The 25,938-nt window shown below is 37.6% G+C and carries 28 protein-coding genes and 4 pseudogenes; 6 read left to right on the forward strand and 26 right to left on the reverse strand.

All coding sequences use genetic code 11. The features are described from left to right. Positions 1-30: 30 nt before the first annotated feature. Positions 31-315 (forward strand): hypothetical protein, encoded by a 285-nt coding sequence (locus O0550_RS06975; protein WP_003335801.1) that lies wholly within the window; start codon positions 31-33, stop codon positions 313-315. 213 nt (positions 316-528) lie between these two features. Here O0550_RS06975 and O0550_RS06980 read toward each other — a convergent pair whose 3' ends face one another. The 5 genes from O0550_RS06980 to O0550_RS07000 form a co-directional block, all read right to left on the reverse strand. Continuing rightward, positions 529-1,737 (reverse strand): MFS transporter, encoded by a 1,209-nt coding sequence (locus O0550_RS06980; RefSeq protein ID WP_258425913.1) that lies wholly within the window; start codon positions 1,735-1,737, stop codon positions 529-531. Positions 1,738-1,978: 241 nt separating this feature from the next. After that, complete coding sequence (locus O0550_RS06985; protein ID WP_258425938.1) at positions 1,979-2,173, reverse strand: hypothetical protein; 195 nt, start codon at positions 2,171-2,173, stop codon at positions 1,979-1,981. Between the two features lie 135 nt (positions 2,174-2,308). Then, positions 2,309-2,926, reverse strand: coding sequence for a sugar O-acetyltransferase (locus O0550_RS06990; RefSeq protein ID WP_003335797.1), 618 nt, complete (start codon positions 2,924-2,926; stop codon positions 2,309-2,311). A gap of 337 nt (positions 2,927-3,263) precedes the next feature. After that, positions 3,264-3,413 carry a hypothetical protein gene (locus O0550_RS06995; protein WP_174250663.1) on the reverse strand — a complete coding sequence of 50 codons (150 nt, stop codon included), beginning with the start codon at positions 3,411-3,413 and terminating at the stop codon, positions 3,264-3,266. A gap of 1 nt (position 3,414) precedes the next feature. Next, the gene (locus O0550_RS07000; RefSeq protein ID WP_258425914.1) at positions 3,415-4,404 is read right to left on the reverse strand and encodes an ROK family protein; all 990 of its coding nucleotides are present in this window, start codon (positions 4,402-4,404) and stop codon (positions 3,415-3,417) included. A 459-nt stretch (positions 4,405-4,863) separates the two neighbouring features. Between O0550_RS07000 and O0550_RS07005 the strand changes: the two genes are divergently transcribed. Continuing rightward, positions 4,864-5,310, forward strand: coding sequence for a GNAT family N-acetyltransferase (locus O0550_RS07005; protein WP_258425915.1), 447 nt, complete (start codon positions 4,864-4,866; stop codon positions 5,308-5,310). A 208-nt stretch (positions 5,311-5,518) separates the two neighbouring features. On the opposite strand, the gene O0550_RS07010 is transcribed toward O0550_RS07005, so the two are convergent. The 18 genes and pseudogenes from O0550_RS07010 to O0550_RS07095 all read right to left on the reverse strand — a co-directional run bounded on the left by O0550_RS07010 (position 5,519) and on the right by O0550_RS07095 (position 21,168). Continuing rightward, positions 5,519-6,175: an ABC transporter ATP-binding protein gene (locus O0550_RS07010; protein ID WP_258425916.1), complete on the reverse strand. Its 657-nt coding sequence runs from the start codon at positions 6,173-6,175 to the stop codon at positions 5,519-5,521. Continuing rightward, positions 6,159-6,875 carry an ATP-binding cassette domain-containing protein gene (locus O0550_RS07015; RefSeq protein WP_003344337.1) on the reverse strand — a complete coding sequence of 239 codons (717 nt, stop codon included), beginning with the start codon at positions 6,873-6,875 and terminating at the stop codon, positions 6,159-6,161. Before O0550_RS07015 ends, O0550_RS07010 begins: the two co-directional genes overlap by 17 nt. A 7-nt stretch (positions 6,876-6,882) precedes the next feature. Then, positions 6,883-7,653 carry an ABC transporter permease gene (locus O0550_RS07020; protein WP_258425917.1) on the reverse strand — a complete coding sequence of 257 codons (771 nt, stop codon included), beginning with the start codon at positions 7,651-7,653 and terminating at the stop codon, positions 6,883-6,885. Beyond that, positions 7,653-8,588, reverse strand: coding sequence for an ABC transporter permease (locus O0550_RS07025; protein ID WP_022586687.1), 936 nt, complete (start codon positions 8,586-8,588; stop codon positions 7,653-7,655). The genes O0550_RS07020 and O0550_RS07025 overlap by 1 nt, the downstream gene beginning before the upstream one ends. A gap of 1 nt (position 8,589) precedes the next feature. Continuing rightward, a complete protein-coding gene (locus tag O0550_RS07030; protein WP_258425918.1) occupies positions 8,590-10,155 on the reverse strand; it encodes an ABC transporter substrate-binding protein in 1,566 nt (521 codons plus the stop codon). Positions 10,156-10,438: 283 nt separating this feature from the next. Further along, positions 10,439-11,125 carry a class I SAM-dependent methyltransferase gene (locus O0550_RS07035; protein ID WP_022586685.1) on the reverse strand — a complete coding sequence of 229 codons (687 nt, stop codon included), beginning with the start codon at positions 11,123-11,125 and terminating at the stop codon, positions 10,439-10,441. Between the two features lie 438 nt (positions 11,126-11,563). Continuing rightward, positions 11,564-11,758: pseudogene (locus O0550_RS07040) on the reverse strand (IS3-like element ISBce13 family transposase); the annotation flags it as partial. 237 nt (positions 11,759-11,995) lie between these two features. Next, the gene (locus O0550_RS07045; RefSeq protein ID WP_258425919.1) at positions 11,996-13,474 is read right to left on the reverse strand and encodes an Lsa family ABC-F type ribosomal protection protein; all 1,479 of its coding nucleotides are present in this window, start codon (positions 13,472-13,474) and stop codon (positions 11,996-11,998) included. Positions 13,475-13,965: 491 nt separating this feature from the next. After that, positions 13,966-15,021, reverse strand: coding sequence for a Cfr family 23S rRNA (adenine(2503)-C(8))-methyltransferase (locus O0550_RS07050; protein ID WP_258425920.1), 1,056 nt, complete (start codon positions 15,019-15,021; stop codon positions 13,966-13,968). A gap of 155 nt (positions 15,022-15,176) precedes the next feature. Next, positions 15,177-15,338 carry a hypothetical protein gene (locus tag O0550_RS07055; RefSeq protein ID WP_258425921.1) on the reverse strand — a complete coding sequence of 54 codons (162 nt, stop codon included), beginning with the start codon at positions 15,336-15,338 and terminating at the stop codon, positions 15,177-15,179. A gap of 226 nt (positions 15,339-15,564) precedes the next feature. After that, positions 15,565-15,780: a hypothetical protein gene (locus tag O0550_RS07060; protein WP_258425922.1), complete on the reverse strand. Its 216-nt coding sequence runs from the start codon at positions 15,778-15,780 to the stop codon at positions 15,565-15,567. 650 nt (positions 15,781-16,430) lie between these two features. Then, on the reverse strand, positions 16,431-16,622 hold the full coding sequence (locus O0550_RS07065; protein WP_346659908.1) for a DNA methyltransferase: 192 nt from the start codon (positions 16,620-16,622) through the stop codon (positions 16,431-16,433). Between the two features lie 295 nt (positions 16,623-16,917). Beyond that, the gene (locus O0550_RS07070) at positions 16,918-17,580 is read right to left on the reverse strand and encodes a hypothetical protein (protein WP_003344322.1); all 663 of its coding nucleotides are present in this window, start codon (positions 17,578-17,580) and stop codon (positions 16,918-16,920) included. Positions 17,581-17,607: 27 nt separating this feature from the next. Next, complete coding sequence (locus tag O0550_RS07075) at positions 17,608-17,775, reverse strand: site-specific DNA-methyltransferase (protein ID WP_258425923.1); 168 nt, start codon at positions 17,773-17,775, stop codon at positions 17,608-17,610. 1,016 nt (positions 17,776-18,791) lie between these two features. Next, positions 18,792-19,181, reverse strand: coding sequence for a hypothetical protein (locus tag O0550_RS07080; protein WP_258425924.1), 390 nt, complete (start codon positions 19,179-19,181; stop codon positions 18,792-18,794). Between the two features lie 642 nt (positions 19,182-19,823). After that, the gene (locus O0550_RS07085) at positions 19,824-20,180 is read right to left on the reverse strand and encodes a hypothetical protein (RefSeq protein ID WP_258425925.1); all 357 of its coding nucleotides are present in this window, start codon (positions 20,178-20,180) and stop codon (positions 19,824-19,826) included. A 219-nt stretch (positions 20,181-20,399) separates the two neighbouring features. Further along, a complete protein-coding gene (locus O0550_RS07090; RefSeq protein ID WP_258425926.1) occupies positions 20,400-20,765 on the reverse strand; it encodes a hypothetical protein in 366 nt (121 codons plus the stop codon). Positions 20,766-21,033: 268 nt separating this feature from the next. After that, the gene (locus O0550_RS07095) at positions 21,034-21,168 is read right to left on the reverse strand and encodes a hypothetical protein (protein WP_258425927.1); all 135 of its coding nucleotides are present in this window, start codon (positions 21,166-21,168) and stop codon (positions 21,034-21,036) included. A gap of 252 nt (positions 21,169-21,420) precedes the next feature. On the opposite strand from O0550_RS07095, the gene O0550_RS07100 reads away from it, so the two are divergent. From O0550_RS07100 to O0550_RS07110, 3 genes and pseudogenes are all read left to right on the forward strand, one after another. Next, positions 21,421-21,924, forward strand: coding sequence for a DinB family protein (locus tag O0550_RS07100; RefSeq protein WP_258425928.1), 504 nt, complete (start codon positions 21,421-21,423; stop codon positions 21,922-21,924). 627 nt (positions 21,925-22,551) lie between these two features. After that, positions 22,552-22,740 (forward strand): annotated as a pseudogene (locus O0550_RS07105) (zinc ribbon domain-containing protein); the annotation flags it as partial. Positions 22,741-22,861: 121 nt separating this feature from the next. Continuing rightward, positions 22,862-23,491, forward strand: coding sequence for a DUF3885 domain-containing protein (locus O0550_RS07110; RefSeq protein WP_003344302.1), 630 nt, complete (start codon positions 22,862-22,864; stop codon positions 23,489-23,491). A 264-nt stretch (positions 23,492-23,755) separates the two neighbouring features. On the opposite strand, the pseudogene O0550_RS24640 reads toward O0550_RS07110, so the two are convergent. Further along, positions 23,756-23,946, reverse strand: a pseudogene (locus tag O0550_RS24640) (hypothetical protein). A 174-nt stretch (positions 23,947-24,120) separates the two neighbouring features. Continuing rightward, complete coding sequence (locus O0550_RS07115; RefSeq protein WP_258425929.1) at positions 24,121-24,909, reverse strand: PhzF family phenazine biosynthesis protein; 789 nt, start codon at positions 24,907-24,909, stop codon at positions 24,121-24,123. A 109-nt stretch (positions 24,910-25,018) separates the two neighbouring features. On the opposite strand from O0550_RS07115, the pseudogene O0550_RS07120 reads away from it, so the two are divergent. Then, a pseudogene (locus O0550_RS07120) lies at positions 25,019-25,219 on the forward strand (GntR family transcriptional regulator); the annotation flags it as partial. A 150-nt stretch (positions 25,220-25,369) separates the two neighbouring features. On the opposite strand, the gene O0550_RS07125 reads toward O0550_RS07120, so the two are convergent. Continuing rightward, positions 25,370-25,432, reverse strand: a complete 63-nt coding sequence (locus tag O0550_RS07125) for a hypothetical protein (protein ID WP_396125743.1) — start codon at positions 25,430-25,432, stop codon at positions 25,370-25,372. Between the last annotated feature and the right edge of the window lie 506 nt (positions 25,433-25,938).

A 25,938-nucleotide genomic window follows, 5' to 3' on the forward strand; every position in this document is an offset into this window, starting at 1 on the left:
AGAATATTACGAAAAGGGAGGTGATGAAACATGTCATGTTCATCTAGAATTAAAGCCTCTCGATATTGTCCGCGACGCCGAATAAATGTAGATATTGTCACATTGATATTCAACAATATAGATGGAGACATTATCGACTTCAAAATCGAAGGAAGTGCCGATCCGTGCGTAGCATTAATTGCTGTAGGACTAAGGGTTAGTAACGCCAGACATTGTCTGCTGTCAAATCGTTTTAAGATAACGAAGAGAACGCCGAACCTATTGGTGTTTGAACGTATCAATTTAAAAAAGCGTAAGAAGAAAACTAAAAAATAACCCGATCACTCTCTTTAGCCTTTCTGTCTGTAACGGCAGAAGCTTTTTTTATATTTGCCAATTCATAAATTAAGTTATCTATACGAAATACTACTTTTATCTGTTATATAGTACGACATTATAAAACTCTTGTATACCTGGCTTGCCAGTTCTAATTATAATAACAGTCCTGGAATATCGATGAATTTGAAGCTATTACGGTGTTCTGTTTCTTTAACTCTTTGTAATATTTTGATTTTGCAGCGGTCTGGCAGCTTTCGAAAGTGAACCCGCAATGATAATACCAATAAATACGGCAATCAGTGCACGCAATAACCCAAAATGCTCTCCTAGGAAGCCCAGAGCAGGCGGACCTACCAAAAATGCGATATATCCTGTAGTGGCTACGGCTCCGACTCTTGCAGCAGCACCTTGAGGTTCATCTCCTGCCGCCGACAGGCCCACTGGAAAACCAAGTGAAGCTCCCAGCCCCCATAAGACGACGCCTACCGAAGCGACTAGATAATGCTGTCCCCAGATCACAAGCAGTAATCCTATAGTGGCTACAATGGAACAGCCCAATAAGACCCGCTCTCGTCCAAAACGATCCAGAAATTTTCCTCCAGTTAAACGTCCCATGGTCATCGCGGCTACGAACAAGCCATAGACAAATGAACCTGTTAGCGCGTTAACCCCATAACCGTCCACCATAACCAGCGGCAGCCAATCATTAGCTGAACCCTCGGCAAATGCCATACCCAAAACAATAATCCCAATTAGCAACGTCCGCTTCTCGTTCCATACCTTTAACTGCTGTTTAACAGCCGAATGCTTTGGAGTTCCTACCTTCACTTGTTCCTTTCCCGTATTTTCCGGCAGGTAACGATAGCAGTAATATACTGCTGCAGCCATTAATAGAGCGAGGATCAAGAAATGAACCAAGATCGGGAGGTGAATGGCCAAAGCCCCGGCACTGATAGCCGCTCCCACGAGTGTTCCAACACTAAAAAAGCCATGAAAGGCAGGTAAAAGCGTTCGATTAAGTACCTTCTCTACAGCCGATCCTTCGACATTCAGTGCCACTTCCGCCGAGCCGTAACCGCAGCCAAAAATGAGCAATCCTCCCATTACGACGGGCACCGATGTCAGGGCCGTACCGACCCCAATAGCCGCAAATCCAATCACAATCAGCATAGAACTGACCATAATGACAAGACGGGCACCCTTTCGTGCGATAACCGAACCGGTCGTGAGCAGGCCCAACAAAGATCCAGCAGCAAGCGCGAATATAATGATTCCCATCTCGGCGGTCGAGAGCTGAAGTAAGTCTCGAACAGCAGGTGTGCGGGAAACCCATGAAGCAAAGGAAATTCCGGGCAAAGCAAACAGTAAAAACAAGATATTTCGTACAATTCTAGGATTTTGGTTGTAAGTTGATGTCATATGCTTCGATTCATCTCCGTTTCTCCACTAGCTGCAACGAATAGACAAGGCTCCCCACTGTCACTGTCATTGTAATTAATCCGTACAAATAGTCTCATCTGGGTACTCCAACAACCATGAACGGCTTATGAACCCCGGAATATACTTCAGACACTCCTAACGAATTACCAGTGTGGGTATTTCCATTCTCACGGTGGCTTCTGAATAAGAATCAGCGAGCCAGTAAAGACCTTAAGTTAATTCACTCTTGTCCATTTTTAGAATCATTCCATAATTCGTTCCAGCTATCTAGCTCAGCAATCTCACGGATCATTCTTGAGGGCACTCCGGCAGCAAGGCCCCTCGGCGGGAGATCTTTAGTGACGACATTCCCGGCCCCAATTACTGAATCATGATGCATTTCTGGCGAATATCCCGCTGCCTGATCAATTCTCATCCGATATTTTTAGAGCTTCCCGGACAACACTTTCCCCTTTTCAGCCAACATATCCACATTCTCCATATATAGTGACCTCCAACCGGGAGTACCGGTTGAAAGTAAAATTGCCTCCGCATATCTTCCGTCCATGCATCAATTTGGCAAATAGTCCTCCACATCAAACTCCCTGTCTTTGAAATAATATTTCCGGTCATCTTCCGTAATTTCGCGGATCACCCTGCAAGGATTTCCTACAGCAATCACATTATCTGGAATATCTTTAGTCACCACACTGCCCGCTCCGATCACAACATTGTTTCCAATCGTAACACCGGGGTTGATAACGACATTGCCACCGATCCATACATTGTCCCCGATGGTGATGGGAATCCCATATTCATAACCTGAATTTCTAGAATCTGGATGAACCGGATGACCAGCCGTATAAATGGATACATTGGGAGCAAACATAACGTTCTCGCCGATGACGACCTTGCCCACATCCAGAATGGTACAGTTGAAATTAGCATAAAAATTGTTGCCTACCTCAATATTTTTCCCATAGTCACAATGGAAAGGCGGTTCAATATATACAATTGGACCTGTTTTTCCTAAAATACGCCGGATCAAATCATTCCGTTTGGCTTCTTCGTTCGGGTTTGACAAATTGTACTCTTGAATTTTCAGCCTGTTCTCTGTTCTTTCTTCACTTAATCCGTCTAACCAGGCTTTGTAAGGCAGACCAGCAAGCATTCTTTCCTTTTGATTCATTATCTACTTCATCCCTTCACGCTGTTCTATGTTAAATAGTATCTATTTTACAGATTCTTTATAGTGAATCATCTGGATTTCACAACAAGAGAACACCATAAATAAAATTAGTCGCCTTTGAAAAAAGGTCATGCCTTTTCCGATGGCAAGAGAAAATACGACGCTCCAATATCGACGCAATCACTTGTGCAAAACCGGCAAAAGCGATCCTTTAGCAGTCAAACGCTCTCCCATGTGGGGCTTGGACAGAGAGTACTGAAAAAATACATAAACAGACACCGATAATAGCTTTAGAGAAATCCCAGAAATAAACAGGGCAACACTCTTCGTGAGGGGTTCAATCACAAACATGAGGCTCAAACAAGTCAATTCTTCCATCCTCACGAAAAGCCTTCGCCGCGTACAGCATGAGTCCAAAGAACATAAATCCGTCAGAGCTTTCATATTTTTGTTTTTGATTATCCACTAGCTCTTCTTTTTGCCGCATCTTATTTGGTATCAATCATGCTTAATGCGCTCTGTTTGATTCCGGCTTCAAAATCGGTATTTAAATCCGCTGACGTAATAATTTCGGGAAGCATCATCTTCTCTAACGGCAACAGACATCTTTCATGAATGATCTCAGTGATACGGTGCCTGATGTTTGCCCCATAAAGAACTATCCGATCCGGGTTGTACATACAAAGAAATGCCTGAATGGTTTTGAACATCACATCTTCCATTTCTTCAGAGTTGTAATTAAATGATTCCCAATGAACACCGAAAGGAAAATATTTGATCTCTCCGGCCAAACCATTTCGTCCTTTATAAACTTTCCCATTCAAGTAAATTCCAGCTCCCGGGGGGTATTTATCGGGAAAGTAGAGTCCGATCACACACTCATCGCTACGAATTTGATTCAGATGACAATAACCCATGACTGCCGCATTGATATCATTTTCGATAAGAACAGGCAAATGGAATTTTGCGCTAACATGACCAGAAAGGGATTGTTCCCTCATTTCTTCGTAATCGCTTATGACGATCTTTTGATTCACTTCTGCCCCCGGAATCCCAAAACAGATAGCTTTGATTGCCGGAAATTGAGTAAGCAAATTTTCAATATGGTTATCAAAGCTGTCCACATTAACGTTGGAAATAGCATGCTGGGTCCTTTGAATGACCTCTCCCCTCAGATTGACAACGCCATAAAATACGGTGTCCTGTCCGTAGTATTCGTGCATATAGATCATCAAAGCCAGGCGGAATGTACTGTTATAGCGAAATGATGCCGCAGGACGTCCGCTAGCAGAATGCAATACCAAATCCGGAAGAACCTCTCCGGTATCCATAAGTGTATTGATCAAGGAATTGACGGTAACCACACTAAGACCTGTGAATTCGGCCAACTGAGATTTCGTTGCCGTTTCAACATCTAATAGGGCAGAACGGACTTTATTTAAATTAATCTCTTTTATAAGATTAACTTTTTTGCTCATCTGTTAGCTTGCCTCCTAAAAATAAAGGGTATTTATAAATATAGTTTATAAATACCCTTTATAAATATTCTTTACTTTAATCCTTATCAGAAATGTTGTCAATAAAAAGTTACCGTTGTTTTTAAGACAATCCTGTCTATAACCGTTGTTGGAACGTCTTAGGAAATGCCAGCATTATCGGGGATTATTTCCAAGCGGCGGGGATATGACGTTAGGGGCTGTAAGTGCCCCCCGCTTGGTAAATTAAAATATCAATAAACAAGGAGATTTATAATAAAAATTGGGGGATATATTTATAATCTGCCCATCCATACGCGATCGGAATAATAACCAACTACCACAGCAAGGCTGCATTTGCTCGTTGTAACCTACTCTCCCTTCACACTGTGTTAAATATCCAATTCTAGTAGTTAATTGTGTGGTATAATTTCCCTAAATAAAATGAAAGGAGATATCATTGTGGAACTTATTCTAAAGGAAGTAACTTCTGAAAACTGGGAAGAATGTATTGAGTTACAGCCCCATGAAGATCAAAAACACTTTATCGCCTCAAATCTATATTCCTTAGCACAGTCAAAATTTTTACCGAATTTTGAAACCCTTGCCGTGTACAAAGATCAAATAATGGTTGGATTTGTGATGTTTGGGATAGATCCAGACGATTCGCAATACTGGATTTATAGACTTATGATCGCTTCTGGTCATCAAGGAAAAGGGTACGGAATTGAAACCATGAAACAGGTTATTGACAAAATAAAAGCAAAACCAGATACAACAGATATTATGGTAGCCTATCACCCTGACAACCAAGCCGCTGCCTCGCTCTATGAAAAACTAGGCTTTCAAGTTCTTGGTAAAGCTCCATGGGGTGAAATTATGGCACGTCTTTCTCGAAAGCTAACTTAACAAAATGAGTATTGTGTACCCTCCAGCTAAACCGTCAGCGCTATCTGGGGTAAATTTTTGAGCGTGGCTTAGAGTTTAAGAAGTTCTTCTATTTACATTCGCTATTGCTGTATTTTAGTGAAAGTGCAAATCATTGAAATAAGTTATCTTAGTTACTCACTATGAGAAGCGGTTTGAAAAACACAGGATTAGTTAATTTCTCCCTAATTTATTTATAGTCTTCTAGCTGAATAGAACGATCACAAACTTCTTTTAAAAGCTTCTTATTATGTGATATAAAGAGAACTGCCATATTTTCCTGTTCTTTTAATAATTTAATGATCCACAATTCATTGATCTTGTCTAAACTAGACGTTGCTTCATCACAAATCAAGAGCTTAGGCTGTACGAGCAAAGCTAAAGCGATACAGATTCTTTGGTATTGGCCTCCGCTTATTTCCAACGATCTCTTAGCAAGTATATCAACGGACAAGTTGCAACGAGAAAGCACCGATTCGACTTTTGGCAGATATTCCTCTTTGCGGGCAAGCTGGAACTGCTTTAACGGTTCAAATAATAGTTGTTTTATTGTTTTTGTCGGATCCAAAGCTCTCCGTGTATATTGGGTCACTAACTGAATCTGCTGGACCCACTCCTTCTTAGAAAAAGTTGCCATAGTGCGTCCGTCTAAATAAATTTGTCCATGGGAATATTTCTCGAATCCCGTTATAATCCTAACGAAAGTAGATTTCCCAGCACCATTTTCACCCACTATTCCTACCCACTCGCCAGTGTCAACGAGAAGATCCAAATTTTTGAAAATCAATTGGTTTCCATATGTTTTGGTCAGTTGAGAGATTTTTAATAAACTAGTATTTTCCTTCAAAGATCTCGATTAACTCCTTTGTATACTTTTCTTTCGGCTTACTGAGGACTTGATTTGTTGGTCCAGCTTCGATCAATCGTCCATCTTTAATGATACCCACGTGCGTACTATATTTCTTCACGATCGTTAAGTCGTGGGTAATAAAAAAGATGGTCATTTGCTTTTTCTCGTAAATTCTCCGCAGAAGATTTAGAATCGTTTCCTGACTTTGTTCATCCAAAGCACTGGTGGCTTCATCAGCAATGATGATCTCCGGATCAGAAACGAGAGCCATTGCCAGTGCCACTTTCTGGCACATTCCTCCGCTCAACTGAAAAGGACGTTTGGCAAGCAAACTAGAACGATCGGAAAAACCTACCCAGCTTAGAACTTGAAGCATTTCCTTTTCACGCTCTTCTCTATTTTTCATACCTCTGGATTTTAAGAGATGATGAAATTGAGTTTCCACGGGAACATTGCTTTGCATGCTCCCAATTGGATTCTGTAGGATTATCTCCATCTTTTCCCGATCACTTTGAATGGAGCCGCTGACACGAAATTCTTTCGGCAAAAAGCCCAATATCATTTTGCCCAGTAAAGTTTTCCCACCCCCGCTTTCACCGATCAGGCAAAAGAAATCGCCTTTAGAAACCGACAGTGAGATCGATTTTAGCAGTGCTTGTCCTTTGAAATAGACAGAACAATTGGACAGATCAATCATAGGCTATTCACCACCGTTTCCTGATTTTGCTGCTGATGAATTGAGTTATGAGCACGATCGCACTCAAAATGATTCCCGGAAAAATAAATATCCATGGCGCTACGAAGAAGTAGGCTTTTCCATCAAAAAGGATCGTTCCTAGTTCTGGTGTTGGCGGTTGTACACCTATACCTAAGAAAGATAGTCCGGAGATACTCAAAATGATTTTGCCGATGTCGGTTAGAAATAAGGAAAGTAATTCTGCAAAAATATTAGGAATGATATGGTAAAACAATGTATGCTTTCCATACGATCCCCTCAAAGGAGCCAAAATGATGAATTCTTCTTTGCGGATATTCAGAACTAAGTTTCGGATATAGCGGATGTACTTGCCTGACCAACTTATGATTAGCGCAGCCATTACAGTAAAAATCGAATTTGAAAAGAATCCTGTAAAAACAAGCGTCAAAATCAATGATGGGATACTGATCATAATATCCGCAATGCTCGTTATACTGGAATCAACCAGCCCGCCAACAAGACCTGATATCCCACCTAGTATCAAGCTGACCAAAACGACTCCGAACAAAGAACAAATGGCCAGCAGCAAAGAATAGAAGCTACCATAAAAAGTCCGACTAAATAAATCTCTTCCCAAATAATCTGTCCCAAACCAATGGCTCCAGCTCATCCCTTGCAAACTATTGCTCTTCTCGATAGCATAAGGGTCTTTTAATTGAATGAAGATAAGGGCAAGAACAACGCAACAAGCGAAAAAAACAACGATATGCTTCTTCATCATTCTCCCCCTTGATCGAGTTGTATTCTCATATCAATTTTTTGGATCAATAAATCGACGAAATAATTCAATAAAAAGATAACGCAAGCAATAATCAAGGTGATCCCTTGAATAACTGGATAATCTCTCGTGGAGATGGCATCCATCAACAGCTTTCCTAAGCCAGAAATACTGAATATGATCTCGACGATAACCGTCCCTCCGATAAGATTTATTAGGCTATTTCCGTAAAGAGAAATCAGTGGTACGAACAATTCCTTCAATTGATAATAAAACCGATAATACCACTTGATCCCCCTAAACTTGGCAATAATCTGCTGCTCGCTGGTTGCTGAAGATACAATTAGATCACTTACCATTTTGGATAGATAACATCCCTCAGAAAAGCAGATAACGAATATCGGTAAGATGAGATGCCTGCCAGAACTACTGCCTACAAAAGGGAACCATTTTAGCTGGACTCCAAAAATAAAGATAGCCAATATAGCGATCCAATAAATAGGAAACGACAACATTACAGAAAGAAGCTGTCTCAGCCATTTCAAAGCAGGAAAATTCCCGATCATGCCTCCCAAACTTAGAGAAAAAACAATACAAATAACAAGGGAGATTCCGATCAATTTCAAAGTGACCGCAGCTTTTTCTGCAATGATCTGCAAAACCGGTGTATTTGTCATAAAGGAATCTCCAAAATCCCCCTTTAAACTATTAAGCAGCCAGCGAAAGTACTGATCCAAAAAGTTCCCGTCGATCCCTAGCCTTGTTCTCATTTCTTCAATTGCTTCTTGGGATACGTGTTGGACCCCCAGCTTTCGGAGAACACCTAATGCTGGATCGCCTGTCGAAAAGGAGAGAAGCTCGTACAGCAAAAAGGAAAAAAGCAGCAGACTCACGACTAAACGTAGAGTTTTCCAGAAAAAAAACCCTTTATTCATCTTATTTCACCACAAGTTTTTTAAAATCGATTGGTGCATCTGATACACCAGAATAATGGAATTCTGAAATTTTGCTTGAAGTAACAAATTTTTCATCTTTGTAATCGATTGGAATAGCAAGTGTTTCTTCAGAAATACGTTTAAAAATATTGTCGAATATCTGTTGCTGTTTTTTTTCTTGGATTGTAACTGCAAAATCATCTAGTAGATTCGTTAATTTGGCGTCATTTGCAAGAACTCCATGTCCCTCAGCAGTATTATGATAAAGTGAGTTCAAGAAATTATAAGGCAGCAGTGCATCAGTATAGGTACGATAAAAAATCATGTCATACTTTTTCGTGTTCCATAAAACATCATAGTAGCTTTCACTATCAAAGATATTGATATTTACTTTTACCCCAGCTTTTTTCAAGTCGCTTTCAATAATTTCCGCCTGTTCTTTCCATTCGGGAAATTCTGTTGTTTGGATAACTAGATTAAAGGCAAGCACATTATTTGCTTTTTCATAATAACCCTCTGCATTTTCTACGTAGCCCTCTGATTCAAACATACTTCTTGCTTTGTTAAGATCATACGGGAAGTTCTCTTGATTATCCGTAGAAACATATTTAACATTCTCCTGGAATATGCCAACCAGCTTTTTATCCGTTAATGTAGACTTGTTGACGGCCAATTCGATCCCTTTACGGATAGTGGAAGTCAATACTTGATTATCAGGATTGAAGGCTAGAAAATGCGACCTCGTTCCTTCAAATTTATGTACATTATAAGATTTATCCTTTTTCAATGAATTGATGTCACTATCCGTGATACTGCCTAATGTTCCTCCGACAACGTCGACCTCGCCGCTTTTAAGCGCTAAAGTACGTGAACTTCCATCTTCAATCGTCTTGAAATTCACCTGATAATTCACTGGATTTCCATGATTATAGTATGGATTTGGCTCCATCAGCACTTGCTCGGCAGAAATTTCCTTCACAGTAAAGGCCCCAGTACCAATTGCCTCTTTGAATGCTCCATCAACTTTTTCACCCTCAACAGAATGCGGACTCATGATTCTTAATGGACGAGCCTGACACAATTCAGCTAATACTTGATTGGAGATTTTTGTAAAATGCATCGCAACTGTCGTACCATCGATCACTTCGACTTTTTTCAAATTTGTCAGAGTCTGCAAATCACTTGTCTCATTCTTTGCTTTTGCTCGATCAATTGTAAATTTCACAGCCTCCGCATTTACATCGCTGCCGTCAGAAAATTTGACATCCTTTTTTAGATGAAATACATATTTTTTCCCGTCCTCTGATATTTCCCAAGACTCAGCTAGACCAGGCTTGAAGGCTCCTTTTTCGCCATATTCGACTAAAGGCTCATAAACTGCTCCATATAGAGCCAAATATGCATCATAAGAAGTGGCATCTAGTTTCTGAGCATTTGACTCGTTTGAAATAGCGATATTTACTGTCGCCTTCTCATCTTTTTTTGATGCATCCTGATTATCAGAAGAGCAGCCAACAAGAGAAATGGCAGCCAGCATAGAAATTACAATCCCGAACTTTTTTTTCATTGTTATCATTATTCCTTTCACATTTCCTACTCAAAGGACAACATCGTCTGAGAACAAACGTACCACTTTGTGTGTTTTTTACAGTAAAAACCAAACTTGGACAGGGAAAAGTCGTTGTCCGCAGCAAAACTCGAGGGGATGAGCAAGCACATGGTTCCACTTCATACCCTCGCACTGTCAAGATGTACAGCTTTGCTTTGCAAGGCGGACGGACATTTCCCATGCCGCTTTTCTACAAGGATGAAATCCGTTGATTCATTTCTGGCAATGTGTCGTAATCATTTTAAGCGTTGCTTCCTGTTTTCCTTGCTTTGATTAGATAAGAATTTTCGCAAGATAAAATATAATCATCAACTGATAGATAAAATTCTTTATAATCGGTCACACTATATACCGGTTCAGTGTATTCTTTAAGCAGCTCGACTGAAAATCCATTTTGGATCAGACTATCTACTACCTCAGTAAGCGTCTTGTTCTGCATTTTTGTTGCTCCAAATTGATCTATCTGTTCTTTCATATAATCGAAGCTAGGATTTTTCGATTGATCCGCAAAAGAAGCATAATAGACTCCGCCATCATTTAATACACTCGAAATCATGCGGAAATGTTCATCTATATTTTCAATCAGATATAGTACTGAGGTGCTGATCACCGTATGAAACTTTCTTTCTAATGAAGCAGCATCTCCCGTTTGAAAATATTCGATCGGATACCCATCGACACGTTCTTTTGCAACCCCAATCGCTTTTTTAGCTAAATCAATCCCGCAAGCGCTATAAAAGGGCGTGGTATCATACAATGTCCTTAAAAATCCACCCTGATTGCAACCGAAATCCAAAACATCTCGGTTTTTCACATCATCGATATCAATAAGCTCAATTACTTTTTTCCATCCTTCTTGGTGACTGTCTTCCATCTCCTGATCGCCAGTATTCCCTTTTTGCCACCAATTATCGTATCCTTGTACCAATTTTAAACCCTCCTATTTACATCTCAAATTAAACTAACTTCTTTGGCTGATATGTATATTTTGTATGTTAGTGTTCTTTCTAAAAATCGCAAAAAATATAGGATTTTCAAAAAATCCCCACATACAATTTTATTCATCAGTAAAATATAAATGGAATTCCTATTCTTTAGCAGAATGAATAGATAAAATAAAAATTCAATTATAGTGATGAAGCCATTTCTATTAGTTTTTTATTCCTAAATGATAATAGTAATCATTACGTTTTGATGGTTGCTATGTTATCAAAGGAGGAATCCACTTGTCAATCATTATTTTCAGATATACTGTTGAATTACGTTTATTAGTTCCTGTCTAGATTAGAGTAAATATCTTGGATACATTTTAGCAGAGACATTAGGTAATTTTGCTACGTATCTTTTCTTCAAGCTCCTGAGGAGTTTAGTAATCAATGGAGCTATGAATTCTATTCCGATTGTAAAAACCTTCCATGTAAGAAAATAAAGCTCGTTTTGCCTCTTCAAAGTTTTCATAGCTCGTTCGATAAATTTCTTCTTTCTGGAGAGATTCAATTCCTACATGATTGTGCGGCGTTCCTTTTGGGGGTGGGTTGCAAAAACTTGCGAATATATCGTAGAGGGTATCGTGTATGCCATAATTTAATGAACAGAAAGGAGATAAAATGAAATTACAAAGGGTATGAATATAGCTGATAATTGGTTTAGCTGAATAATCATTTATGAAGAAACGTCCGAATCTCCCTCGTATTCGGACGTTTGCTCGTTCCCTATGTTGCTTTAAAATAAAGTTAAAGCAACATATAGTTTCATAACCTGATTTTTACTGATTATATCTTTAATTCTTCATATTCAACTACATAGATATAGTTTTTGTTGCAACTGTTTGTTGAAATGCCTGATCATGCTCAACAATAACCATTGTAGGATTAAATCTTTGAATAAGCTCTTCAATCTGCATACGTGAATAAATATCAATAAAATTTAACGGTTCATCCCAAATATATAAATGAGCTTTTTCACATAAACTTTTGGCTATAAGCAGCTTTTTCTTTTGTCCACCAGAATAATGAGATATATCTTTCTCAAATTGAATTCGGTCAAAATCCATCTTACGCAGGATGGATTTAAATAACGGTTCATCAATCTCATGCTCCTCAATAAAGTCCGATAACAGTCCCTTCAAATGAGAAGTACCTTGTTGGACATAGGAAATAACGAGGCCTGAACCTACATTTATTGAGCCTGTATGCTGTATCGGATTTCCTAGAATTAGTTTGAGGATACTACTTTTTCCGCTTCCATTCTTTCCATCAAGTACAATTCGGTCGCCTTGTTCAACTTTAAAGCTAATTGGCTTATTCACTATTTGGTCATCGTACTTAACAGACACATCAGCCAAAACAATCAATTCGTTTGACTGAAATTCCAATGGTTCTAATTTTAATGACTCAGTTTTTTCCACATTTTTTAGCAGTTTTGACTTTTCCTCAATAGCTTTTTGTTGCCTTGATTCAAGGTTCTTTGCTCTCTTCATCATCTTTGCTGCTTTATGTCCTACAAAACCCTTGTCCAACTTGGAACCCGAATTCGTTGTCCCATTTTTGGAAGCTTCCACTTGATTAGACCAGCCTGCTGTACGCTTTGAAGACTGTTTTAATCTCCCTATGTCTTTTTGTAGACGCTGATTTGTTGCCTCTTCGTGTTCCTGCTGTCTATCAAAATTTAACTTCCAAGAAGAATAGTTACCACTTTGAACTTCAATATTTGCCCTATTTATAGATAAGATATGGTCAACGCATCCATCTAAAAAGTTTCTGTCATGTGAAATTAAAATAAACCCTTTTTTCTTCCTTAGATAATCAGAGACGATCTTTCGCGCATCAGTGTCTAGATGATTGGTTGGCTCATCTATTAATAGAAATTGACCCTCAGTCAAAAAAAGTGCAGCAAGCAACACCTTTGTTTGTTCTCCATTTGATAATGTTTTAAATGGTCGGTACATGACCTCAGCATCAACATTTAGATAGGATATTTCACGAAGAAATTCCCAATCTTCTGCTTGGGGGCAAATTTCTTCAAAGATTTCATGAGTATACTTGTTTTTATCCGAAACTGGATAAGGGAAATAATTAAATTCAACCGAAGAAATGATTTTCCCACTATACTCATAATTCCCTAATAATAAATTAAAGAATGTTGTTTTACCTCGTCCATTTCTACCGATAAATCCAAGTTTCCAATCCGTATCTATTTGAAAGTTTACACCTTCAAAAATATTGTCAAAGCTACCTGGATAAGAAAAAGTTAAGTCTTGAACTTGTATCATTGACATGATAATTCCTCCTTTGTATATCAACCCTTTTTACTTTTTATACAAAGTCGGCACATCCATCTATTCTAAATTTCTCCGTATAAGTTTGATGGATATTAACGACTTATACGGAGTATTACATGCGTAACAATAGTGTCTGAATTGCTCATTTCTCTCTCTCTCCTTTATTTATTAGATTAAAGTTACAGATTAAAAAATATCAATCTTGACTATGAGAGAATAAAAAATCCTCCCAATTTGTAATTGGAAGGATTAGTCTTTCACTTATAGTAAATAAGCTCTTTTTTGCCATTGGAATCATGACAAATAAAGTGTAAACTGATTTATAAAAATGGATAGACTAACCCTATATTTTGTAGTTTGAAGTTATTCATTTCAAATAAAAATATAGATTAGTTAATCATTGTCCATCCATCAGTCCTCTCATAATTGTATTTATATAGTAACAAATTTTTTTATGAAATACAATTCAGCATCATCTTCACCTCAAATTACTGCTTGTTGCTCTTTTGATAATTTCCATACAATTGACCACAAGCAGCATCTATATCAATTCCAAATTGACTTCTAATGGTCACATTAATACCTGATGATTTTAATTTTTTGTAAAAATGAACAACATGACCTTCATCAACTTCACCGAACCTTAAAGGAGAACTGACGGTTGGGTTATATCTGATTAAATTTACATGATATAAACGTCCTTCTTTATATCGACCTTTTAATAGACTTACTACTTCTTTAGCATGGTCAATAGAATCATTCACACCAGGTAACATAATATAAGCAATATATACTTTTCTTGATGTTATTCGTATATGCTCATCTAATGTGTCCATTACATCTAATAATGGATACCTATCATTAATCGGCATCAACTTACTTCGTTGTTCATTAAAAGGAGAATGTAACGAAAACGTCAAATTGACTTGCGGATAATTCAGAGTCATTTTTTTTATACTCGGTATAATACCAATAGTTGAAATAGATATCCTACGAGGGCTTAAAGCAAACATCGTAGGATCAATGAGTACATCTAAGGCATCAAAAACTTGTACATTGGCTAACGCTTCTCCCATTCCCATAAAAGAAATACTATCAATTGAGTGACCTTGTAAGTAAAAATGGAGGATTTGGTCAGTTATTTCATCTGAGGTCAAATTTCTTTTTAATCCAATGTCACCTGTTGCACAAAATTTACACCCAAAATTACATCCGCACTGAGAAGATATACAAAATGATTCCCACCCTGCTTTATATTTCATATTTACCGTTTCTATTTTTTCATTTCCTGGAATTTCAAATAAGACTTTAGTGACTTGCTCAGAATGTTGTTCCTTTAAAGGAACAACATCTAAAATAGACTCTCCAAATTCCTTACCTAAAATTTCTCTTAACGATTTTGGAAGTACATGAATTTCGTTGAATTTAATTATTCTTTCTTTAAAAATGGCATTCAATATTTGTTTCATTCTAAAACTAGGGTAATTATGTTCCCTTAAGAATTCTTTTATTCTACTATACTTATTGTTTAGTTTTAATTGCATCTTCCTCTTCCTTCCATAAGACTCTCTAGTTTTATAGGAGTAAATAGAAAGGAGTTGTCTATCCCTTACGTTAAAAGTAAACGCCAAAAAAGCACCGATAGAGTTATCGGTGCTGAACTTTAATTAAAATATGCACAAATAAATAAACAAGGACTCTAAGTCATTGCTTTGTAATTTATTTGCCATAGAGGTAAAGCTCCGATAACTGTTTTTGTATGGTTGTATAGCATAAAAAAGGACAGACTACTCCCTTTGTCTACTAAATCATTACCAATTTTTACATTTTTACCAAACAGAATTCTAAAAACAGTTAACATTGCTTGCACCTCCCTTTGTCAAATTTATTATAGAGTAACCTAACATAAAAGTGAGTGTATGTAAAGTGTAATTTGAGAATTATTGTAAAACTAACCTGCCTATTAGTTAAAGGAAAAAAATTCTGCAAAAATAAGTTTTTAATCAAATTTTATTGCAAATTATCATCTTTATTTTGAATAATCGAACTTTGTTTTAACTGATCAATCTTTTTTATAAAACTACACCCTAATCACTTTTTCTTACACTAGTTACATCCACAACAGCATCCACCAGAAATCCCTCACTCCAATCCAGACATTGCCTAGCAAAATGGCGTCGCCCTTTTTGTACGTTATCTCCATTGATACCGAAGTGCTTAAAGTGGTCATAACCGTGTTTGCTAACGACAAAATCTCGACCGGATCGTTCAATCATTCCCAACTCAAGCAGCCGATCAGTCAATCCAACACCCACCTCTCCCTCTATGTGGTCATAGCAAGTCCGGGCATACCTCAACACTTTTGACTGGTCATATTCCTTTAGAGACCGAATCGGCTCATCAAAAGCTATGTTTTTACAGGGATTATCAGGTTTTAACACATGTTTGTAAGTGAAACTTGGGGAGGTACTACTTTTTAGAACTCCTGAAAACCCTTGTGGCTCTGAGGCTACGAGTTATGAAATGATTCATATAATAAAGGTTCTAATGGTCTCGATTTTCTTTCCCAATGTTTTTTTCGTCAAAATATATGTTACGATTAAATCGTTCAATAATCCAACGCAGTCACTAGTTACTTTATATGAAACATGGGCAAATGGTCTTTCCGTGTTCCAAAGAAGAAGGGGTTAATATTCTTTTATCTAAAAATAAAATTAGTGTTCAGGCATTGTTTAACCGCAATTGTATTAGATACTTGACTCCAATATCATATGAGGGATATGGTAAACCAAACATAACAATTTGCATAACATAATAGCATTTGACATAAATATCTCAAAATAAATCTTCTATATTTATTAGTATCTTGTGCTTCGTCTCAAAAGATAAAAAATGATCCATTTATATCAAAATAGCCCTCTGACGGAAATTAGACCGTTGGAAGGCTTTCGCATTATCTTTGTTTCGCTAATTTAAAATACACTTCATCTATTTCAATTCCTGTTATTTTACGGCCAAGCTTGTTCGCCGCTTCTACTGTTGGGCCAGATCCTAAAAAGAAATCCGCTAACGTTTCGCCTTCCTGACTACTGTTCAGAATAATGCTCTCTATAAGTTTAACTGGCTTTTCGATGGGATGAATCATTTTTTGTCCTTCTACCGGGCATGTGGAGTGCTGTTCACTGTTAGTACGGAAAAATTAAAGAAAGATGCTTCGGTGTCAAAACCCTTCCAACATGACGGGAGTTTTTTTGTTTAGACGGTTCGACAGCTTATGTGGTAACTATTTTCCAAAAATAAAAAAATGATATTTCTCCACAACTAATTCTGATGGTAAAAGAAAATGGATGGTGTAAGGGGTTTTGTTTAAGAAAAAACTAAATGGGACGATTGAAAGGCAATGTAACTGCCAATCTATGATCCCCTGTAATGCTTAAGGTTTAGTCATTGCAAGTATATTTAAATTCAGGGCATGTTTGAATAAAGTAACCGCTTCTCACTTGCCCTGCCCAATTATGCAATGCTTCCTTCCACTGGACACTCTCAAAAAAATCATTCACGGTTACACCAGTAGAAGAGTGCCAGATCAGTGGCGTGAAGGGAAAGAGCGGCCCCGCATCACCCCAAATCCCTCCTGCTGAAACCGTATCTTGTTTAACGAGGAGCAAAGGGAGTCCATATTGGAATGCCATGGAAGGTTCAATCTGTAAGAAGGGAGAATAGGGTTCACCTTGATTTGTTGGCTTTGTTGGCTTCAATAGGGCCGCTATAGTACCGTAACTTGAGTTGATCATGGTGCGGATATTTTCTAAGGTAGTATTAGGGTACTGGTCAGTATTAGGTAACGTTCTAGGAAAAAGAAGCACCTTCTTGATTTCCTTAAACATCCGAATGATGAATTGTTGCTCCTGTGATAATGGGGGTTGCGCTGGTCCGAGAGTAAACAGGTTTTGGTGGCTGAAAAAAACAGGGATTCGAAAAAACGCGCTTGCTGCTTCATTTAAATCATTCAGATCAGCGTAAGCCTGTTTATGCTCTTCCTTAGAGATAGTTTCCTTTGAATTATCATTCTTATATTTATCTTTCGATTTGTCTCTACTCATTTACATCACCTCCATGGGATAACATATTCAGAAATAAAGATGGGGGTGATAGCGATATTGCCAGCCCATGCCCATGTGTACTTTGTTCCAGACCAGACAATTCTTTATCGTAAATCCGACGCGCTGCATCCACAAATAAAGGAGCAAATACATGCTCCAATCAATAAATACATAAATATGTCTATCTGGCTTCAAAACTCTGTACGCTTCTCGGAGCCATTTAGTAAAACTTTCCTACCTTCCCTAGCGAGGTGCTAATGATCGTTAGAGACCCATGTTTTACCCTTGTAAGAACAGGGAACGCTAACGTGTATACGGTGACGGTGCTGTCCTAACTACCAAAGAAAGCAAATTCATCCAGAATGATATCAAGAACATTATTAGATCTCTTACCCCGAATGAGCCCTTTTCCTTGTGCAATGATACGTATACCTGTTGACTGCCTACTAGACTTACAAACTCTAGCGAAGTAGTATTGTCAACCATTTTACGCTACTTGTAGTTGTCTGGTTGTGAGTCATATATTTTTTTGGCATACCTGATCTTTTCCTTGGAGTCGTCTTGTTTATATGACGCCACTATGATGCAAGTATACACGTCAAGGTTTTGTGATTTTGCCAGAGCACGAGCTGCTGATACAAATGAAAACCCTAACTGTCTACCCTTTAAGTAGATTTGGATACGATCAGTTTACTCTAGGAAGTCACGCTGGTAATCATCAAACTCGATGGCCGGATCGCTTAACAGTTCCAGATACCCGCTTTCGGTGGCCAGCACAGATTGTAAAGCCTCTGTATCAACCTTTTAGAGGTGATAATAGTAGGCCCGTTATTCTTCTTACTCACGAACTGTCGTCCTTTTCAGCAAAACGTAAGCAAAGAGAGCGTTGACAGCTTCAGCCGAAATACCTATATTCACCTGAACCTGTGTCCCGTTATCCTTAGGGGCTTTTGGTGTCATGAGATATTGGCCGAGATCCTTGGTCATTTTTGTTGCCATAGCTAAAGCTGGATGGGCTGTCTTCTCGATGTATGGAATCCCACTGTTTTGTGTTTTTTATCTTTTAATTTCTCAATTTTTAGTTCGGTACGTAACAGGGAGCTACGCCCCTTTTCACTCAAAAACCTAATCAAAAAGCCACTCATTGCTTGATCATGTACACATGATACATCACTTTGAGTGGATCGAATCGTTTACCTTTTTATCTCACACTATCGAATCTTTGTTGCTCTCCATGTATATTGTTTTTCTCCTTGTGGATGACGAAACAATCTTACCTCAACCTTAACCTTTTTCTCATGCTCATCAAAATAAAAATCTGCTTCAGCGCCTGGATTAACATGACTACCTCTAAAGTACCAAATGCCGCGCCGTAAATATGCTAATAATGGTCCGGCTTGTAACCACTCTCCGGTAATGTAAATTATCGGTTCTTCTTTGTTAGGATCTTGATGCCTGAACCACACTGAACCATTAACTCTATACTGATGCGGTAGTACATTTGTGTATATATAAGTGTTAAATTTTAGAGTGGTTCCCCCATTTGTTTTGTAGATTCCATCAATGTTCAATTGATTTGGATTGGATGCAAATTGATACATATCTACTCTCCTTCATCACAGGCATGAAGAAATTTATCCATTCCAACATATGCGAAATAAAAAGAGTAGGAGTTTGTCTAATTGGTAAAGATGTCGCCTATTTACTTCTAAAACAAAAAGCCCTAGCATGAGCCAGAGCTTCGTTAGCTACCGTTAACCGATTATTACTTGTACAGTGGACGCACAATGGATTCTGTGCTAGAAATAACTCCCTTGCCTTTCTCCACTTGTCATCATAGCCCCGACTTTTGGAAGAACCACGCTCTTGATCGTATTGTTTCTTGAGGGAGCTTGTCCAGAACTGGTAAGGCTTTTTTTATGCCGTAAATCTTTCTACCAACCTCGGTTATATATGAGGAACAAATTGGTTTCTCTTTTTCTCATTTCAAACTATGGAAACATTCCGCCGATCTATGAATGTGTTGAGTTCCTATGTTAAGTCTTTTGTTTTACATGTAATTACAAATCCTAATCCACCCCAGGTATTTCTTACTTCTGGAATGCCTCCAGCTTCTTTACAATCCTGTGATTGCACTTCTGCAAATCTGTAGTTTCTATCATGAAGAAGGCTTAAGAAAACAAAGCAACCAATTACTAAGATTATAATCAACAGGGGGTAGAACATTTTTTTCCTCTTACTAATTATTGTGGAATTTTGCATTTGACATCATATCCAATACCAGGAAAAGTATTTTTTACGTCTGCAACTCCCCCTGCATCTTTACAATCTTGAGCGCGTCGTTCAGCCATATCATAATTTCTTTCGTGGACTGTGTAGATCGTAAAAGTAGTGGCTCCTGCTGTTAAAAGCCCAGCAATTATCCAGATTGCAGGAAGAACACCTTTTTGCTCCTTATTAATATTGATTGGGATACCTCCATGATCTGCTGCCGAAATTGATGCTGGACCTAATACTAGAGAAGAAGATAAAATCGATAGCGACAAGATGACTGAAAGGAAAATAGAATTACCTTTAAAAATTTCAAATCCTCCTAACACTATTAAAATATTTTACATAAGGGACTTATTCTAGAGTTATACGGTATTTCCTTCCAATTATTACAAACATTTATTTTGTTGCGTTTTTATTGGTCTAATGACGTGTTTTTGCTCTCTGGTGTTAGTATTAAGAATTAAGAATATTGACACCCCAAAAACAAGGTTGGCGCATAGAGCCACATGGGCTAGAGTTATTTCTGAATTTTTTTAAAAAGCTATTTATTCCTGTCTATAGGAAAGAGAAAACAGCCTTCCGCCATACTCCCCCATAGGATTTAGGAATTTTTGATCTATCGGGGGAATATCCGTTTTTTTGTTATCTCCATTTTCAAAATACCGGTGAATCTCAGGCAACACCTCTCTGCCGTTTGTGTAGTAGTCAGGGTTGACCACATACACTTTTTCCTCGCCGGACAACGCTAAAAAGCCTAATGCTCTCTTGTCTAAGAGCGATTGGATTAGACAGTATCCTTGTAATTTTGAATAGCCACCTATTTTGCAAAGATCAGTAGCATTAAGTGGATCGCCCCGTTTCCCACGTTCACCATCTCCAATCAGAACATTGTTCATTTCATTTTGCCCCACTCCTTCTTCCCAATCACAGGACCATCTAATAAAGCTAAAAAATACTACCTGTCCTGATTAATCAAAATATGTGCTGGCCCAGTACCTCTATAGTCTCTGCTTGCCCTATCCCATAATGATCAACGATTAGCTTGCAGTAGCCTGTGGCGAACGAATATAAATGGGTTCCTTGCCTACAGGACGCCTTGCTACTTCATCCCGCAATTCCTTAGTTAAAGACAAGCTCAAATCTGATTCGACTAATCCCGTTACTCGCTTGTAAGTTCGTTCAAACGGTATACAACAATATAGTAGTTGCTTCCGCTAAACGTCTTATCTCCTCTACGCTTTTCAATCCTTCTACCACATCTAGATTCACTTTGAAACTCAAACCATTTGAACTATTCACTTGCTCCTCACCCATATCACAGCACCCCTTTAACATATAGTTGGTTTTGCCCACCTTTCGGCTTCCGAAGTCCGTCGCGCTGTGGTAGTTTCCTACCGAACTTCAGAAGCCTGACGATGGGGTAATACGCTGACGGGCAGGAGAGATTAGCGTAAGAAGGATTTAGTGTAGATATTATAGAATATTTCAATTAATCTGTTAAAAATTCAAATCTATCTTGTAACGTTATTAAAAAAAATTAAACAGACATTTTTAGGGGGATTTTTTATGTTCCATACCTTAGACCATTTTTTAAAATCTTGGGAGTTCGAAGCTTCTGCTACACAGAAACTACTGCGTAATCTAACTGATGAATCACTTAAACAGGAAATAACTTCACAAAGTTGGACTTTAGGACGTATTGCCTGGCATACCGTTGCTGCCATTCGCATTATTACTTCAAATACAAACTTAACGTTTGATGCCCCAGCCGAAGATTATCCCGTTCCTACTACGGCTCAGTTTATAGCAGACAGTTATCATCAAGCTAGTAATGCTTTTGTACAGGCATTAAAAAAAGAATGGACTGACCATACACTACAAGAACGCATCGAATTTATAGGTCAACAGATGCCAAATGGTTCACTATTAATGTTTTTGATTCAACATCAAAGCCACCATCGAGGACAAATGACGGTTCTTATGCGACAGGCAGGATTAACTGTTCCAGGAATTTATGGTCCTTCAAAAGAGGAATGGGCAAAATTTGGTATGGAAGCACCACAATTGTAGTTCAACAAAACCCATCTAATGATCAAACTTCTTATATTACATTTCCATCCGATATTGTAGAATCAATTTTGTTCAATCTTTTTTCAAAATTGATTCTTTTTGTTTGCTGACTTTTATTAAACTAACGGTAAACGTCAGCTTAATAAAACAGTTGCAGTCTAGGACTTTATTTTTATGGTCCATGGCTTGTCGCTATGTTTGTTTTTGAGGTCAGTCCAATACTTTATTATCAGCGAACAAAACAAGCTTAAAACTACTTTGAATACATTTAAACAATGTGAGCCATTGATTAAACAGTGATTGTCACATAAAAGTTAAGATAACGGCAATTTCCTGATGCTACCCCTATATGATAATGAATTTAATGAACCGAAGTCTTTGCTTTACCGAACGATAAATGTTTTGAAAAAGAATTTGATGTTGTTACATATGCATCTGAAATCTCATCAAAGAATAACTCAGATTGTAAGATCACACGGATTTTTTCTTGACAGAATTTGGAGAAACCGATAAGTTAGAATTGATTTTTAAAGGAAGAGTCTTGTTAGTAAGAAAGGATTTTGGAGAGAAAGCATTACATACAATACGTGCTCTGTCGGGTTGACTCAATTGAAAAAAGAATTAGTAAAAACTTTTGCAAGTTCTCAATTATGCTCCTGCTATGGCTACCAAAACAAAGACGTTAAGAATCTCAACCTTCGTGATTGGAATTGCCCATCTTGTGGTACACATCACGCCAGAGAGCTTTATGCAGGTTTAAACCTAAGAAATAAAGCGATACGACTTCTAACCGTAGGGACTACGGGGATAGCCTAATCAATTAGAAATCAATAGGTTTCCGTACTTAGGAATCTCCCACTTCCACGAAGTAAGTGGGAGTAGTTCAAGTAACGGATCTTTAAGAAAAGGGAAGCAATCAATAAGTAAGGTGGTATATATGGAATTAAAAAAATTTATGGAAGAGCATTATCATAATTTAAAGTTAATGCCTGATTTTTATCATCTTTGGGGACTAGGAATCCATGTTGAATTAGGCGATCATATATATCAATTAGATCGCAATGGTCAACTTAATATGGATATGTTTTATAGGGTGTATGAGCAAGTTTCTGAAATTACTTCCTTGCTATTTCAACAAAAGGATGATGTCATTGTTGTTGTGAACTCATATCCGAATGAAACAAAAAAAACAGCATATCCAAACTTTTTTAAACGTTATGTAAAAAATCAAAAGCTAAAATATTCATTACGTCTTCATGAATATTATTGGCAGGATGATGAAGATAATGAGTTTGTGCAGCAGATGGAATTGTTTTGTAAAGTATCTGACTTAAAATTAGAGTGGTTATTAAAAACATTGATACATAAAGATTTTTATGAATTACAGCCTCGTTTAAGAAAAAAAGGTAGTTTTTATGAGCCTGATGTATTCTTAGTAAACATCAATACAAATTGTATTTTCCATCTTTATGACGATAGAGGTTGCGAAATCATGAATACAAATAGAGCATATCATCAAGAACTAATGAATTACTTCAAAGAATGGGAAACTCAATCGAAGTCTTAATTTTTCAATTTAACGGGCGCTTTTTATGAAGGTACGAAAATCGAAATGAAGGGCACAGGGTGGAGATTTTTTCGCGAGTTTTTTGGACTAATTCCTTTGCCCGTTTTGAAATTAAATCCAAAGCAGAAGGTTGCGAAAACAAACGCCAAGCGCTAGGCTATTGATGCCAAATGTAACAATCAATGGTGGGGTGTTTGCTGTATCCCTGCCCCACAGGAGCACTGCTTACGCTTCTATATTTACCACATTCTCAACAGGTATCCATCAAAAATCCTCATCATTCTTTCACTTGAATCTGTTTAAACGTTGAATCAAATTTATCTATCCATCCCTAAGCTGATTTTATAAACCTCTGCCCTCTTTCGTTTCTTTCCACCAGCTAATTGTTAATATGTAGTCATACTGACGTGAAGTAAGATATCCTGTAAACAAAACTCGGCTAGCTCTGGAAAGATGAATTTCGTTACAAGTCAATTTCGACTGTAATATCCATCGAAATCTGATTGACACCAACAGCTGTACGAGCATGCTGACCTAAGATACCAAACACGTAATACAACAACTAAGAGGCAAGTGTAATACCTAATTATTTAATTTTTCGTTCTATTTCCACAATACTTTCTCAATCCTTAACAATTTATCTGAAGGTCAGCGATAGAATATAAAACAGCAGAACCACTAATTTTTACTCTTTCCCCGATAAATTTACAGTATAGTGTTCCACCACGTTTAGAAAGCTGTCTAGCAATCATTTCGTTTTTTCCTAGTCGTTTTGCCCAAAAAGGAGTTAAACTACAATGCGCTGAGCCACAAACTGGATCTTCGTTTACCTGTAACTTTGGCCAAAAAGCTCTGGATACAAAATCAACCGCTTTTCCTTTTGCAGTCACAAAAACTGCAAGTCCTTCTGGAAATTGTGCTAATTTGGCAAAATCAGGGGATAAATTAAGCAGTGCTTCTTCATTTTCGAGTACAAACACCAAATCTCTCCCTATATATGTTTCAATAGGCTTTACACCAAGTGCTTCCACCATCTGTTCTGTCAGCATATATTCCTCAACTTCAATACTCGGAAAATCCAATTCATAAATATTGCAATTTTTCAAAACAACCAATTCTCCGCTCATTGTTTGAAATCTGATTTTTTCTAGTTCTTTTTCATAATAGTTAGTGATTACATATGCAGTTGCCAGAGTAGCATTTCCACAAAGATCAATTTCCCCTCCTGGTGTAAACCATCTTAAACGATAATTGTCTATATCTCCCTCTTTGACAGCAAATGCTGTTTCAGAAAGGTTGTTTTCAGTAGCGATCTTCTGCATAGTGTTATCTGGCAGCCATTCCTCCATAATACAGACACCCGCAGGATTTCCTTCAAACAATTTTTCAGCAAACGCGTTTACCACGTAATATTTCATTACTAATAACCTCCTTGTTTTTATCTAAAACTTACAAATTACTTTATCATCGCAATTGTATGCTTCCAATGATAGAATTGTATGCAAGACAATTATCAGGAGGTTTAATATGCCTGTAAATTCATTTGAAAATTACCCAATGACATGGAAACCAGATAAGAAGCAGCTTGTTTCTCCCATATATCGATCCATTGCAAGTTTATTAGAATATGATATTCTCAATGGCTATCTCTCACCTAATACCAAACTTCCGCCTCAAAGAGAACTAGCAGATTATCTTGATATTAATCTTAGTACGGTAACCAGAGCTATTTACAACCACTAGTAACAATTATGTAATAAGACCTTTTCAAGTCGAAAAATGATACTGCACTGATACTGATCGATTGTTAAATATAACAGAATATTCCATTGTCAAGTGGACAGGAAACCTCTCTTATCTGAGAAAAACGTTTTACATTCATGCTTGTTCAGCTAGAAACTCTGCTACGGGAACCCTATAAACTTTTGGTAAAAATTCAATCTCTCTCCGCCGACTTTATACACAGGAATCATATACAACCATTTCTACTTCTCTCCCATCTTCAAAGTCCCAATCCATTCAACATTATTGTTATATGAAAAATAAACACCATAAAGAGTACTATATTCCCCATCAGTCGTTCCATGAATCCTCTTATAAAAAAACTGCCTATCAGTAAGATAAGGACTTTCTTTTACTTCCTAGTACTCGAAATTTTATAATCATTATGTCACCTCAGAGATAAATGATAGACTTCTCTTTTAAAAAGACCTTTAATACTATTTCCAAGTAACTTTTTCATCAAAAAGATTGTACAATATTTTCAATTCATTTTAAGTAGAATCGAAAACATTAGTTTTAAACATAAACATGATAATACTGGAGTTAGTATAGTTTCATGGACACCTCTTAGTTAAGTCCTTACAATGAAAACAAGAGGAGATGAGTCCGGATGGAACACAAAAAAACGAACAAGAGATACAATGAAGATTTTAAAAGAACAGTGG

It is taken from the genome of Brevibacillus halotolerans (genome assembly GCF_026891775.1).
GTDB classification, from domain to species: domain Bacteria; phylum Bacillota; class Bacilli; order Brevibacillales; family Brevibacillaceae; genus Brevibacillus_B; species Brevibacillus_B halotolerans.

Bases quoted from the DNA above. Each gene is read 5' to 3' on its own strand.
- O0550_RS07050 (WP_258425920.1), bottom strand. From the start codon at position 15,021: ATGCAATTAAAACTAAACAATAAGTATAGTAGAATAAAAGAATTCTTA.
- O0550_RS06995 (WP_174250663.1), bottom strand. From the start codon at position 3,413: ATGCGGCAAAAAGAAGAGCTAGTGGATAATCAAAAACAAAAATATGAA.
- O0550_RS07055 (WP_258425921.1), bottom strand. From the start codon at position 15,338: ATGTTAACTGTTTTTAGAATTCTGTTTGGTAAAAATGTAAAAATTGGT.
- O0550_RS07100 (WP_258425928.1), top strand. From the start codon at position 21,421: ATGTTCCATACCTTAGACCATTTTTTAAAATCTTGGGAGTTCGAAGCT.
- O0550_RS06990 (WP_003335797.1), bottom strand. From the start codon at position 2,926: ATGAATCAAAAGGAAAGAATGCTTGCTGGTCTGCCTTACAAAGCCTGG.
- O0550_RS07045 (WP_258425919.1), bottom strand. From the start codon at position 13,474: ATGTCAATGATACAAGTTCAAGACTTAACTTTTTCTTATCCAGGTAGC.
- O0550_RS07065 (WP_346659908.1), bottom strand. From the start codon at position 16,622: ATGATTCATCCCATCGAAAAGCCAGTTAAACTTATAGAGAGCATTATT.
- O0550_RS07015 (WP_003344337.1), bottom strand. From the start codon at position 6,875: ATGATTGATCTGTCCAATTGTTCTGTCTATTTCAAAGGACAAGCACTG.
- O0550_RS07110 (WP_003344302.1), top strand. From the start codon at position 22,862: ATGGAATTAAAAAAATTTATGGAAGAGCATTATCATAATTTAAAGTTA.
- O0550_RS06975 (WP_003335801.1), top strand. From the start codon at position 31: ATGTCATGTTCATCTAGAATTAAAGCCTCTCGATATTGTCCGCGACGC.
- O0550_RS06985 (WP_258425938.1), bottom strand. From the start codon at position 2,173: ATGAGAATTGATCAGGCAGCGGGATATTCGCCAGAAATGCATCATGAT.
- O0550_RS07025 (WP_022586687.1), bottom strand. From the start codon at position 8,588: ATGAATAAAGGGTTTTTTTTCTGGAAAACTCTACGTTTAGTCGTGAGT.
- O0550_RS06980 (WP_258425913.1), bottom strand. From the start codon at position 1,737: ATGACATCAACTTACAACCAAAATCCTAGAATTGTACGAAATATCTTG.
- O0550_RS07095 (WP_258425927.1), bottom strand. From the start codon at position 21,168: ATGGGTGAGGAGCAAGTGAATAGTTCAAATGGTTTGAGTTTCAAAGTG.
- O0550_RS07080 (WP_258425924.1), bottom strand. From the start codon at position 19,181: ATGTATCAATTTGCATCCAATCCAAATCAATTGAACATTGATGGAATC.
- O0550_RS07030 (WP_258425918.1), bottom strand. From the start codon at position 10,155: ATGAAAAAAAAGTTCGGGATTGTAATTTCTATGCTGGCTGCCATTTCT.
- O0550_RS07115 (WP_258425929.1), bottom strand. From the start codon at position 24,909: ATGAAATATTACGTGGTAAACGCGTTTGCTGAAAAATTGTTTGAAGGA.
- O0550_RS07000 (WP_258425914.1), bottom strand. From the start codon at position 4,404: ATGAGCAAAAAAGTTAATCTTATAAAAGAGATTAATTTAAATAAAGTC.
- O0550_RS07070 (WP_003344322.1), bottom strand. From the start codon at position 17,580: ATGAGTAGAGACAAATCGAAAGATAAATATAAGAATGATAATTCAAAG.
- O0550_RS07020 (WP_258425917.1), bottom strand. From the start codon at position 7,653: ATGAAGAAGCATATCGTTGTTTTTTTCGCTTGTTGCGTTGTTCTTGCC.